The organism is Paraburkholderia fynbosensis (genome assembly GCF_902859935.1).
GTDB classification, from domain to species: Bacteria; Pseudomonadota; Gammaproteobacteria; order Burkholderiales; family Burkholderiaceae; genus Paraburkholderia; species Paraburkholderia fynbosensis.
In genome coordinates, this window is the sequence record NZ_CADIKI010000002.1 from 392,068 (window position 1) to 404,328 (window position 12,261).

Consider the following 12,261-nt stretch of genomic DNA (forward strand, 5'->3'; position numbering starts at 1 on the left):
AGGTTGCAATGCAGGAAAACCCCACCGGTTCAACAATATTGCCAGCCGTAAAATTGGAGTTACAATGCGCGCGTTCTCAAGGCCTTACGGTCCCGAACAACGGATTTTGCAAGGCGCAGGAGACCTACTTAATGCGAGTCAGATTTGCTTACGCCGTGTCCATCGCGACAGCGGTTGCGATGTTGACCGCGTGCGGCAAGAAACAGGATGTCGAGGCGGGAGCGGGCGCATCGGCGGCTGCGGTAGCAGCGGCCCCCGCCAGTGAAGCGACTGTCGTGAAGATCGGTCATGCGGCCCCTCTGACGGGCGGCATCGCCCATCTCGGCAAGGACAATGAAAACGGCGCGCGTCTGGCGGTCGAGGAAATCAATGCGCAGGGTTTAACGATCGACGGCCGCAAGATCCAGCTGCAGCTCGACGCGCAGGACGATGCGGCCGACCCGAAAACGGGCACCGCCGTCGCGCAGAAGCTGGTGGACGACCATGTGGTCGCCGTGGTCGGGCATCTGAACTCGGGAGTGTCGATCCCGGCTTCGAAGATCTATAGCGATGCGAGCATCGTGCAGATCTCGCCGTCGTCGACTAATCCGGCTTACACGCAGCAGGGTTTCAAGACGACCTACCGGGTCGTCGCCACCGACGCGCAGCAAGGTCCGGCGCTTGCCAATTACGCGACAAAGGCGTTGGGCGCCAAACGCATCGCCATCGTGGACGATGCAACCGCCTACGGTAAGGGGCTCGCGGACGAATTCGCGAAGACCGTCGAGGCGAGCGGGGCGAAAGTGGTCGCACGGGAGGCGACGAACGATCGGGCCACGGATTTCCGGGCCATCCTCACAAAGATCAAGAGTGTTCAGCCGGACGTGATCATGTTCGGCGGCATGGACGCGACGGGCGGGCCGTTTACGAAGCAGGCGGCGGCGCTCGGTATCAGGGCAAAAATCCTTGGCGGCGACGGTGTGTGTACCGACAAGGTAGGTGAGCTGGCGGGAACCGCCGTGCAAAACCTGGTCTGTTCGGAAGCAGGGCTCGCGCTTTCGAAAATGGACCGCGGAGCGGACTTCGAAAAGAAGTACGAGGACCGCTTCCACACGCCGGTGCAGATTTACGCGCCGTTCACGTATGACGCTGTGTACGTGATCGTCGATGCAATGAAGCGCGCTAATTCGATCGAGGCGCCCAAGGTCCTGGCTGCGATGCCCTCGACCGATTACAACGGGGTAATCGGTCACATCGCGTTCGACGACAAGGGTGATTTGAAAGAGGGCGCCATTACGCTTTACGACTTCAAGGACGGCAAGAAAGCGGTTCTCGACGTCGTGAAGATGTGATCACGGAACGTTCAGCCTGACGGCACCGAAACCACCCAACGGTGCCGTTTTTGCATCCGTTCAAGGGCAAGCCCGCGACCGCATCCCGGTCGTCAGGGCGAACCGGCGGCGGATAACCCTTACCGGTCTTTTACATCAGTACCCGCAGTGCCGTTGAGATTCCGTAGCGCATCACCGCCCACCGGCTGATGAAGAACGCGAATCCAGTCGCACGGGCTAAGGAGCATTAAATGGATATCTTCATCCAGCAGATCCTAAACGGACTGGTGCTTGGCAGCGTTTATGCCATCATCGCACTGGGCTATACGATGGTTTACGGCATTCTGGGCATCATCAACTTCGCGCATGGCGACGTGTTGATGGTCGGCGCGATGGTTGCGCTTTCAGCCATAGGCGTGCTGCAGAACCACTTCCCCGGCCTCGGCAACGTGCCGACGCTTTGCATCGCGTTGATTATCGCGGCGGTGGTCTGCGCGGTGGTCGGCTACACGATCGAGCGCGTGGCCTACCGGCCGTTGCGTAAAGCGCCGCGTCTGGCACCGCTGATCACCGCGATCGGGGTGTCGATCCTGCTGCAGACCCTCGCGATGATGATCTGGTCGCGCAACCCGCTGCCGTTCCCGCAACTGCTGCCCACCGATCCGATCAACGTGATCAAGGCCACCGACACGACGCCGGGCGCCGTGATCTCGATGACCGAAATCGTGATCATCGTGGTGGCGTTCCTCGTGATGGGCGGCCTGCTGCTGCTCGTGCACAAGACCAAGCTCGGCCGCGCAATGCGCGCGATCGCCGAGAACCCGGGCGTCGCGAGCCTGATGGGCGTGAACCCGAACTTCGTGATTTCCGCGACCTTCATGATCGGCTCGGCGCTGGCTGCGCTCGCCGGCGTGATGATCGCGTCCGAGTATGGCAACGCGCACTTCTACATGGGCTTCATCCCCGGCCTGAAGGCCTTTACCGCGGCGGTGCTGGGCGGTATCGGCAATCTCGGCGGCGCGATGGTGGGCGGGGTGATCCTCGGCCTGATCGAACAGCTCGGCGCAGGTTACATCGGCAACCTCACGGGCGGGGTGTTCGGCAGCAACTATCAGGACGTGTTTGCCTTCATCGTGCTGATCGTCGTGCTGGTATTCCGTCCGTCGGGTCTGCTCGGCGAACGCGTTGCGGATCGCGCTTGATCCCAGGCCATAAGGAGTAAATAGACATGACCTCAATTCAACCGATCGAGCCGTCCACGACGCTCATTCCTGAAAAGAACCTGGGCAAGACGCTGACCGTGGGCATCGTCACGGCGATCTTCGTGATCGCCGCGCCGATGATCATTGGCGCGGCCGGCGGCAACTACTGGGTTCGCGTGCTCGACTTCGCGATGCTGTACGTGATGCTCGCGCTCGGCCTGAACGTGGTGGTCGGCTTCGCCGGCCTGCTCGACCTGGGCTACATCGCGTTTTACGCGATCGGCGCATACACGGCCGCGTTGCTGAGCTCGCCGCACCTCGCGTCGCAATTCGAGTGGATCGCGCATCTGGCTCCGAACGGGCTGCATATACCCATCTGGATCATCGTGCCGGTCGCGATGTCGTTCGCCGCCTTTTTCGGGATCGTGCTCGGGGCGCCGACCCTGCGTCTGCGAGGCGACTACCTCGCGATCGTGACCCTGGGTTTCGGGGAAATCGTGCGGATCTTCATGAACAACCTCGACCGTCCGGTGAACATCACCAACGGACCGAAGGGGATCACAGGGATCGATCCGGTGTCGGTCGGCGGCTTCAGTCTTGCGCAGACGCACTCGCTGTTCGGCGTCCAGTTTCCGTCGGTGTACCTGTACTACTACCTGTTCGTGCTGTGCGCGCTGCTCGTGATCTGGGTCTGTACCCGCTTGCAGCATTCGCGTATTGGCCGCGCATGGGCCGCGATCCGCGAGGACGAAATCGCCGCCAAGGCGATGGGCATCAACACGCGTAACGTGAAGTTGCTTGCGTTCGCGATGGGCGCGTCGTTCGGCGGCCTGTCGGGCGCGATGTTCGCCTCGTTCCAGGGCTTCGTGTCGCCGGAATCGTTCACGTTCTGGGAGTCGGTCGTGGTGCTGGCGTGCGTGGTGCTCGGGGGCATGGGCCATATTCCCGGTGTGATCCTCGGCGCGGTGCTGCTCGCGGTGTTCCCCGAATTCCTGCGCTCGACGATGGGTCCGCTGCAGAACATGATCTTCGGCCACGAAATCGTCGATACGGAAGTGATCCGTCAGCTGCTCTACGGTCTCGCGATGGTCGTGATCATGCTGTATCGCTCGGAAGGCCTGTGGCCGTCGCCGAAGCATGAAGACAAGATTGCGAAACTGGCCAAACGCAACGGCAAAAAGCCGGTGCGCGCTTAACTGACAGGGAGAAAGACATGAGCGATAACATTCGACTGTCAGTGAAGGGCGTCAACAAGCGCTTCGGCGGCTTGCAGGCGTTGTCCGAGGTGGGCCTGCAAATCAAGGCCGGGCAGATCTACGGTCTGATTGGTCCCAACGGCGCCGGCAAGACGACCTTCTTCAACGTGATCACGGGTCTGTACACGCCGGATTCGGGCGAGTTCAAGCTCGACGGCGAGAACTACACGCCGACCGCGGTGTACCAGGTGGCGAAGGCAGGCATCGCCCGCACGTTCCAGAATATCCGTCTGTTCGGTGGCATGACCGCGCTCGAAAACGTGATGGTCGGCCGCCACGTGCGCACGAAGCATGGCCTGATCGGCGCGGTGCTCCAGACGCCGGCCGAGCGCAAGGAAGAACGCGAGATCAAGGAACGCGCGGTCGAACTGCTGGACTACGTCGGCATTGCGCAGTACGCGGACTACACCTCGCGCAATCTGTCGTACGGTCACCAGCGTCGTCTGGAAATCGCGCGCGCGTTGGCAACCGATCCGAAGCTGCTCGCGCTCGACGAACCGGCCGCCGGCATGAACGCGACGGAAAAGGTAGAGCTGACCAAGCTGCTCGACAAGATCCGTGCTGACGGCAAGACGATTCTTCTGATCGAACACGACGTGAAGCTCGTGATGGGTCTGTGCAACCAGATGACGGTGCTCGACTACGGCAAGGTGATTGCGCAAGGTCTGCCGCAGGACGTGCAGAAGGATGCGAAGGTGATCGAAGCTTATCTGGGTGCGGGGGTCCACTAATGGCAACGGCAATGTTGAAAATCAAGGGCCTGCAAGTCAATTACGGCGGCATCCAGGCAGTCAAGGGCATCGACCTCGAAGTCGCGCAGGGCGAGCTGGTCACGCTGATCGGCGCGAACGGCGCGGGCAAGACCACGACGATGAAGGCGATCACGGGTCTGAAACCGTACGCGGCGGGCGACATCGAGTACATGGGCCAGTCGATCAAGGGCATGCCCGCGCACGAGCTGCTCAAGCGCGGTCTCGCGATGGTGCCGGAAGGGCGCGGCATCTTCGCGCGCATGTCGATTGTCGAGAACATGCAGATGGGCGCGTATCTACGCACGGATACGGAAGGCATCAAGAAGGACGTCGATCGCATGTTCGGCTTCTTCCCGCGCCTGAAGGAACGTGCGTCGCAATACGCGGGCACGCTCTCGGGCGGCGAACAGCAGATGCTGGCGATGGCGCGCGCGATCATCTCGCGGCCCAAGCTGTTGCTGCTCGACGAACCGTCGATGGGTCTGTCGCCGATCATGGTCGAGAAGATCTTCGAGGTGGTCCGCGCGATTTCCGCTGAGGGCATGACCGTGCTGCTGGTCGAGCAGAACGCGCGTCTCGCGCTGCAGGCGGCGAACCGCGGCTACGTGATGGACTCGGGTCTGGTCACGATGTCGGGCGACGCGAAGCAGATGCTGGACGATCCGAAGGTCCGGGCGGCCTATCTGGGTGAATAAGTCGGACTGAATTACCCTGCCGTACTGATGAAAAAAAGGCCGCATGCGTTTTCGCATGCGGCCTTTTCCATTCAGGCGTGCGGTACTTCAGGCAGCCGGCACGGAGTCCGCCAGTTCGCCTAAGCGCTTGCCGAGACTGATCACTGCATCGGTGCGATACCCGAGCGCCTCGTAAAACGCGCGCAACTCGTCTTTCGCGGACAGGATTTGCAGATTCAGCTTCGGACAGCCAAGCCCGGTCAACACTTGTTCGACGTGCGCGACCAGACGCGTGCCGATGCCGTGACGACGCAGCGATTCATCTACCGCCAGCGAATACATCCAGCCGCGGTGCCCGTCATAACCGCCCATCACCGTCCCGACGATGCGCTCGCCGAGCACCGCGACAAAGAACAGTTCGGGTTGCGTCGCCAGCTTGTTGGCGATCGACAGATGCGGATTGCGCTGCGGCCTCGTCGCGTCCCGGTACTCGGGAAACGCTTGCTGCCACAGCGCGACCACCGCATCGATATCGCTCGCGTCGAAGCGGCGGATCGATAGCGTTGCGCTCGTCGTCATCGGCGTGTTCCGGTTGATTACAGCGTGTCGAGGATCGAACGCAGCATCGCCATCATCTGGTCGATCTCTTCGTTCGTCACGTTCAGCGCCGGCATGAAGCGCAGCAGGTTCGGACGCGCCGCGTTCAGCAGCAGGCCGTCGGGCTGCATGTCGCGCGCCTTCTCGACGATCTGGTTGCCGATGTCCTTACCGAGCAGCAGCGCGCGCAGCAGACCCTCGCCGCGCTCGCCCTTGAAGCCGCGTTCCTCCGACAACTCCAGCAGCTTCGCGCGCAGATACTCGCCACGCGCGCGCACGCCTTCGAGGAAGCCCGGCGCCGTCAATTGCGAGATCACCGAATAGCCGACCGCGGTCATCAGCGGATTGCCGTTGTAGGTGCCGCCCTGATCGCCCGCTTCGAACACCGCGACCTCCGCCTTCGACAGCAGCGCCGCGAGCGGCACACCGCCGCCGATGCCCTTGCCAAGCGTCATGATGTCCGGCTCGATACCCGAGAGCTCGTACGCGAACAGCGTACCCGCGCGGCCGCAGCCGCTTTGCACTTCGTCGACGATCAGCAGCAGGTTGTGCTTTTTGGTCAGCTCGCGCAGTTGCTGCATGAATTCGCGCGACGCGGGAATCACACCGCCTTCGCCCTGAATCGGTTCGAGCATTACCGCGACCGTCTTCGCGTTGATCAGCTTTTCCACCGATGCAATGTCGTTCAGATCCGCCTTCGGGAAGCCCGACACCTGCGGTGCATAAATCGTGTCCCAGCCCGGCTTGCCGCTTGCCGACATGGTGGCGATCGTGCGGCCGTGGAAGCTGTGATCGAACGTGATGATTTCGAATGCGCCGTCCTTGAACTTCTTGCCCCACTTGCGCGCGAGCTTGATCGCGCCTTCGTTGGCTTCGGCACCGCTGTTCGCGAAGAACACCTTGTCGAAGCAGCTGTGCTGCGTGAGGAGGCCCGCGAGTTGCGCCATCGGCTCGTTGTAGAACGCCGGCGACGGATTGAGCAGCAGCTTCGCCTGCCTGTTCAGCGCTTCGATCATGCCGTCGTTGCAATGGCCGAGGCTATTGACCGCCCAGCCCTGGATGAAGTCCAGATAGCGCTTGCCGTTGTTGTCATAGAGCCATGAACCCTTACCGTGCGTGAAAACGATTTCAGGCCGGTTCGTGATGTACATCAGCGACTCGATCGGGTACTCATTGAAATTCATGACGGCGGGCTCCAGGAGACAGGTGAAAGCAGGGGTGAAGGTGAATGACCGGTTGGCCAGATAGCGGCCGGAAAAACAAAAAGCCACGGCATGCCGTGGCTTTCATGATTCGAACAGCTTGCGCCCTGGTGTGGCGCGAATCCGTGACGAAGCCGGCGGCGTCCCTAAGGGAGCGGCGAGCGGCGACGTCGGAGTTCGGACTGGATGCGGTTCATGCGCGAAAGAATACGACAAGGAAAGCGCCGGTGTAAACCATGAATTTGCACCGCGGGGCATGAAGGCGGCTTTTTGCGCCGCGGTCTTGATGCTGACACGTTGCGCGAGAACGGCCTCGCCGACATACCGGCGAGGCCTTGCAGCCGAGCAGGCCTCGTGCTGAGACCACGCGTTCAGACCGCGTTGGCCAGATCCGCTTCGCTCGTGAACGAGTCCGCGTAGAACTCGTCTTCCGGCAGACTGTGATGCTGCGTGAAATCGCGCTGCGCCGACTCCACCATCACCGGCGCGCCGCACGCATACACCTGGTACGCCGACAGATCGGGCAGGTCTTCGATTACCGCACGGTGCACGAAGCCGACCCGGCCCGTCCACGCGTCGCCGGTGGCCGGCTCGGACAGCACCGGCACGAACTTGAAGTTCGGAATCTCGCGCGCCCACTGTTCGGCCAGCTCGAGCAGATACAGATCTTTCTTGCGACGTGCACCCCAGTACAGCGTCATGGGCCGTTCGAGGTTCTTGTACAGCGCGTGCTCGACGATCGCCTTCAGCGGCGCGAAGCCCGTGCCCGATGCGAGGAGCACGATCGGCTTGTCCGAGTCTTCACGCAGGAAGAACGTGCCGAGCGGTGCTTCGAAGCGCAGGATGTCGCGCTCTTTCATCGTGTTGAACACGTGCTCGGTGAAGGCGCCGCCGGGCATGTGACGGATGTGCAACTCGATCGGGCCTTCGGCATGCGGCGCGCTCGCCATCGAATAGCTGCGGCGCTTGCCGTCTTTCAGAATGAATTCGAGATACTGGCCGGCCAGATATTGCAGACGTTCGTTGGCGGGCAATTGCAGCTTCACGACGGCGACGTCGTCGGCCTTGCGCTCGATCGCGTTCACGCGGCACGGCAGTTTCTTGACCTGCACGTCGCCGACGCCGGCCACTTCGCGGATATCCACTTCGAGATCGGAGCAGGCGGTGGCGCAACACAGGAGCGCCATGCCGCGCGTCTTTTCGTCGTTCGACAACGCCGACGACGAATGCGCGCGCTGTTCGACTTCGCCGCTCACCACGGTGCCCTTGCACGAACCGCAGGCGCCGTTCTTGCAACCGTAGGGCAGGCCGATGCCTTGGCGCAAGGCGGCGCTCAGCACCGGTTCGTCCTGTTCTACCTGAAACTGCCGGCCGCTTTGCCGGAGCGTGACGTTAAATGCCATAGAGTGTTCGAAATCGAAAAGTCGGGAATCGTTATCGGACTCGCCGGATCAACCGCGCGATACCTGCCGCGCTTGACGGCTACAATGCGTCCACCATGAAAGCGACACGAAACTTCCGCCGGCCGCGCGTGCTGATCGTAGGATGCGGCGATGTCGGCATGCGCTGCGTGCCGCTGTTGCACCCGCGCGCCCACGTCTTCGCGCTGACCAGCCACGCCGAACGCAGCGCCGAATTGCGTGCCGCCGGCGTGACGCCGCTCGTCGGCGATCTCGATGTGCGCCGCAGCCTGAAACGGCTCGCGGGCCTCGCGCCGACCGTGCTGCATCTCGCTCCGCCGCAAAAAAGCGGCGACGACGACCGCCGTACCCGCGCCTTGCTCGCCACGCTGGGCGCGCGCCGCGATGTCGCGCTGCGTGCCGCGAGGGCAGCCGCCGTGTCGCCGGCGGGGCGCTTGCGCTCCGGGTTGCGCGCCATTCATGTCTCGTGGGCGCGTTCTGAAACAGCCCGTATTGTACCCGACGGGGTGCGCCGGACCGCCGCGCCGCGTGCGCCCGTGCGTCTTGTCTACGCGAGCACGACGGGCGTCTACGGCGATTGCGGCGGCGTATGGATCGACGAAACGCGCGCGACGCAGCCGGTCAATGCACGCGCGAAACGCCGCGTCTCGGCCGAGCGGCAGTTGCGGCGCGCGACCGCACGCGGCAGCGTGGCGGCGAGCATCGCGCGGATTCCGGGCATCTATGCGCATAACCGTCTGCCGCTCGCGCGGCTCGACAAGGGCACGCCCGCCCTGATCGACGCCGACGACGTCTATACCAATCACATTCATGCCAACGACCTCGCCGCGATCCTCGTGCGCCTCACGACACACGGCAAGCCCGCGCGCGTGATCCATGCGTCCGACGATTCGTCGCTGAAAATGGGCGAGTACTTCGACGCGGTGGCCGATGCGTTCGGGCTGCCGCGCGCGCCGCGCATCACGCGCGCGCAGGCCGAAGAGCGGATCGATCCGAACCTGCTGTCGTTCATGCGCGAATCGAGACGGCTCGTGAACCGGCGTCTGAAGAAGGAGTTGCGCGTGCGTTTGCGTTATCCGAGCGTGGCGGATTTTCTGCATGAAGCAGGCATGAAGTGAACGTGTGAGCGGGCGGGGCGCAGACGCCGGAAGCGCCGAACCCGAAGCACCCTTCAGAAAGCTCGATCAGGAAGCGCTGCAGAGTTAGCCGAAAACCCGGCAAATATTCGCCGCACCGGGTATTCGTCCGGAAAAATTCCGTTGCGCGTCGCGTTGCCGTCGTGCATCGCGCTGCGCGCGGTTGCGCTCGCTCAGGTCAGCGACGGCAGGAATTCCAGCAGCAGGAAACACAGCATCCCGCCGACCAGAGCGCCGATCAGGTTCGGCGAATATTTGTGCCGCAGCCGCATGATGAGCACCAGTGCGCCGACCAACAGCAGCCCGAAGCATACGAAAGCAACCATCACGTGCGAGATCGTATTGGTGTCGACGATGTGCATGGTGCCCCTCCTTGCAAACCTTTTGTAGTCGTTTGTTTAGACGAGTATAGGGCGCGGTGTAAGGAAGAGCATGCTGCAACGCAGCGGTTCTGCGAACCGCCGCTCGAATCGTTCCCGCAGCTCGACGGGCTTTTCCTGCCGCATCAAGACCTTAAGCAGGCGCTAGCGGTTTACCCGCTCCGTAGAGAATCGAGGTCGGCTTCGTCGAGCCATTGCCAGGCGCCGGGCGCGAGCGCCGTGGGCAACGCGAGTCCGCCGATCCGCTCGCGATGCAGCGCTTCGCAACGATTGCCGGCTGCGGCGATCATCCGCTTGACCTGGTGGTACTTGCCTTCCATCACGGTGAGCGCGAGCGTGTGCGCGTCGCGCGCTTCGGCGTCGACGGCGGCGCTCGGCCTGGTCTCACCATGCAGCAGCACGCCGCTGCGCAGCGCGCTCAATTGCGCGTCGTCGAGCGGATGACGCGTGGTCGCGACGTACAGCTTCGGCACTTTGCGTTTCGGCGACGTGAACAGGTGGACGAACTTGCCGTCGTCGGAGAGCAGCAGCAGGCCGGTCGTGTCCTGGTCGAGCCGGCCTACGCATTGCACGCCGCGCTCGGCGAACTGCGGCGGCAACAGGCTGAACACGCTCAGATGATGTTGCGGATCGCGCGAACACTCGTAGCCGGCGGGCTTGTTCAGCAGCAGATACGCATGCTCGCGATACGGCCAGACGACGCCGTCCACGCTGAAGCGCAGGGTGTCGTCATGGGTCGGGAAATCGGCGTCGGCGTCGGTGCACACAGCGCCGCCGATGCTCACGCGCGCATCGGCGATCAGCGCCCGGCATTGGCGGCGCGAGCCGAAACCTTGAGTGAAGAGAATGCTTTCGAGATTCATGGCGAGCGAAGAATAACACCGCAAGAAGCGGAGCGCCCCGCGGCGCCGGACGGACGACGATGGACTCCCCACCATCACGCAGGAGTTCATCGATGCCCGCCATGTCTTCATCATCCGCGATCCGATTGCCGGCCGTCTTCCAGCGGCTCGCGTGGTCGAATCTGGCCGCGCAATCGGCCGAGCAGATCAGTCTCGCCGCCGCGCCGCTCGTCGCGGTGTTCGCGCTCGGCGCCGACGCGCGCGGTACGGGGCTTCTGCAAACCGCACAGACGCTGCCGTTTCTGTTGCTGTCGATCCCGCTCGGCGTGTGGGCGGACCGCCGCTCGCGCCGCATGTTGATGACGCTCGCCGAAAGCGTGCGCGTGTTCGCGATGCTATGCGTGCTGCTGCTCGTGATGACGCATGCGCTGAGCCTGCCGTTGCTCGCCGCGCTCGGTTTCATCGCGGCGACGGGCACCGTGGCCTACAACGTCGCCGCGCCATCGCTGGTGCCGTCCATCGTGCCGCGCGAAGCGTACGCGAGCGCGAACGGCCGGCTCGAACTCGCGCGCAGCGTCGCGTATTCCGCGGGGCCGGCGGTGGGTGGATTGCTGGTCGGCTGGATTGGCGCGGGCTGGGCCTACGGTTGCGCGGCGGCCTTGTCGGCGCTGGCCGTCGCGTTGCTGGCGGGACTGCGCGAACCGCCGCGCGCGGCCGCTCCCGCGCGCCACTTCATGCTCGAGCTACGCGACGGCACAAGCTTCGTGCTGCGCGACGAGTTGCTGCGGCCGATGCTCGCGACCGCGGTGTTCTTCAACCTTGGCTTCTTCATCCTGCAGGCGGTGTATGTGCCGTACGCGGTGCATCGGCTGGGGCTGAGCGCCTCGGCGGTCGGCGTGACGCTCGGCGCTTATGGCGTCGGCATGGTGTGCGGCGCGCTGGCCGCGCCCGCCATCGCGCGACGGCTCGCGTTCGGCCGCGTGCTGATCATCGGGCCATCGTGCGGTCTGCTCGCCTCGCTCGTGATGGTGGCGACGCTCGTCGCACCGTCGTTCTGGCTCGCGACGGCGAGCTTCTTCCTGCTCGGCGCCGGACCGATCCTGTGGGTGGTCGGCTCCACGACGCTGCGCCAGGCGATCACCCCGGAGCGCATGATGGGCCGCGTCTCCGCGCTCATCAGCACCGCCACCTATGGCGCGCGGCCAGTGGGTGCGCTCCTCGGCGCGGCGCTCAGCGCGCGCTGGAATGTCGACGCCTGCCTGGTCGCGGCAGCGGCGGCTTTTTTCGTGCAGGCGCTGATCATCGTGATGTCGCCAGCGGCGCGGCTTGTGAGTGTTCCGGATCGGACAGCCATGGCCTGCTGACTGCGTTGTCCTTCAACAGTCTCCGCAAAAACCCTCGAAAATGAAAATGAATTTTTTTCCATGGTGTTTTCATGTAAATATACTTTCATGCATTCCAACTACAACCGTCGCGCAGACACACTCGC

General features: G+C 63.4%; 12 protein-coding genes. 7 read left to right on the forward strand and 5 right to left on the reverse strand.

All coding sequences use genetic code 11. The features are described from left to right. Positions 1 to 131 precede the first annotated feature (131 nt). From HV770_RS04745 to HV770_RS04765, 5 genes are all read left to right on the forward strand, one after another. The gene (locus HV770_RS04745) at positions 132 to 1,331 is read left to right on the forward strand and encodes a branched-chain amino acid ABC transporter substrate-binding protein (RefSeq protein WP_175158319.1); all 1,200 of its coding nucleotides are present in this window, start codon (positions 132 to 134) and stop codon (positions 1,329 to 1,331) included. A 230-nt stretch (positions 1,332 to 1,561) separates the two neighbouring features. Beyond that, the gene (locus HV770_RS04750; protein WP_121315505.1) at positions 1,562 to 2,512 is read left to right on the forward strand and encodes a branched-chain amino acid ABC transporter permease; all 951 of its coding nucleotides are present in this window, start codon (positions 1,562 to 1,564) and stop codon (positions 2,510 to 2,512) included. Positions 2,513 to 2,538: 26 nt separating this feature from the next. Next, on the forward strand, positions 2,539 to 3,708 hold the full coding sequence (locus HV770_RS04755; protein ID WP_175158320.1) for an ABC transporter permease subunit: 1,170 nt from the start codon (positions 2,539 to 2,541) through the stop codon (positions 3,706 to 3,708). 17 nt (positions 3,709 to 3,725) lie between these two features. Next, entirely contained in the window at positions 3,726 to 4,499 is a 774-nt protein-coding gene (locus HV770_RS04760; RefSeq protein WP_175158321.1) for an ABC transporter ATP-binding protein, read from the forward strand. After that, entirely contained in the window at positions 4,499 to 5,215 is a 717-nt protein-coding gene (locus HV770_RS04765; protein WP_175158322.1) for an ABC transporter ATP-binding protein, read from the forward strand. Before HV770_RS04760 ends, HV770_RS04765 begins: the two co-directional genes overlap by 1 nt. Before the next feature lie 87 nt (positions 5,216 to 5,302). Here HV770_RS04765 and HV770_RS04770 read toward each other — a convergent pair whose 3' ends face one another. From HV770_RS04770 to HV770_RS04780, 3 genes are all read right to left on the reverse strand, one after another. Further along, positions 5,303 to 5,773, reverse strand: coding sequence for a GNAT family acetyltransferase (locus tag HV770_RS04770; protein WP_175158323.1), 471 nt, complete (start codon positions 5,771 to 5,773; stop codon positions 5,303 to 5,305). A 17-nt stretch (positions 5,774 to 5,790) separates the two neighbouring features. Next, a complete protein-coding gene (locus HV770_RS04775) occupies positions 5,791 to 6,975 on the reverse strand; it encodes an acetylornithine transaminase (RefSeq protein ID WP_175158324.1) in 1,185 nt (394 codons plus the stop codon). A 389-nt stretch (positions 6,976 to 7,364) separates the two neighbouring features. Next, a complete protein-coding gene (locus HV770_RS04780) occupies positions 7,365 to 8,396 on the reverse strand; it encodes a CDP-6-deoxy-delta-3,4-glucoseen reductase (protein ID WP_175158325.1) in 1,032 nt (343 codons plus the stop codon). Between the two features lie 95 nt (positions 8,397 to 8,491). On the opposite strand from HV770_RS04780, the gene HV770_RS04785 reads away from it, so the two are divergent. After that, positions 8,492 to 9,532, forward strand: a complete 1,041-nt coding sequence (locus tag HV770_RS04785; protein WP_175158326.1) for a Rossmann-fold NAD(P)-binding domain-containing protein — start codon at positions 8,492 to 8,494, stop codon at positions 9,530 to 9,532. 191 nt (positions 9,533 to 9,723) lie between these two features. Here HV770_RS04785 and HV770_RS04790 read toward each other — a convergent pair whose 3' ends face one another. Both HV770_RS04790 and HV770_RS04795 read right to left on the reverse strand, forming a co-directional pair. Beyond that, positions 9,724 to 9,912 (reverse strand): hypothetical protein, encoded by a 189-nt coding sequence (locus tag HV770_RS04790; protein WP_175158327.1) that lies wholly within the window; start codon positions 9,910 to 9,912, stop codon positions 9,724 to 9,726. Between the two features lie 170 nt (positions 9,913 to 10,082). Beyond that, entirely contained in the window at positions 10,083 to 10,793 is a 711-nt protein-coding gene (locus HV770_RS04795) for a pseudouridine synthase (protein ID WP_175158328.1), read from the reverse strand. Positions 10,794 to 10,885: 92 nt separating this feature from the next. Here HV770_RS04795 and HV770_RS04800 point away from each other — a divergent pair, with 92 nt between their 5' ends. After that, a complete protein-coding gene (locus tag HV770_RS04800) occupies positions 10,886 to 12,136 on the forward strand; it encodes an MFS transporter (protein ID WP_175158329.1) in 1,251 nt (416 codons plus the stop codon). The last annotated feature ends 125 nt before the right edge of the window (positions 12,137 to 12,261 follow it).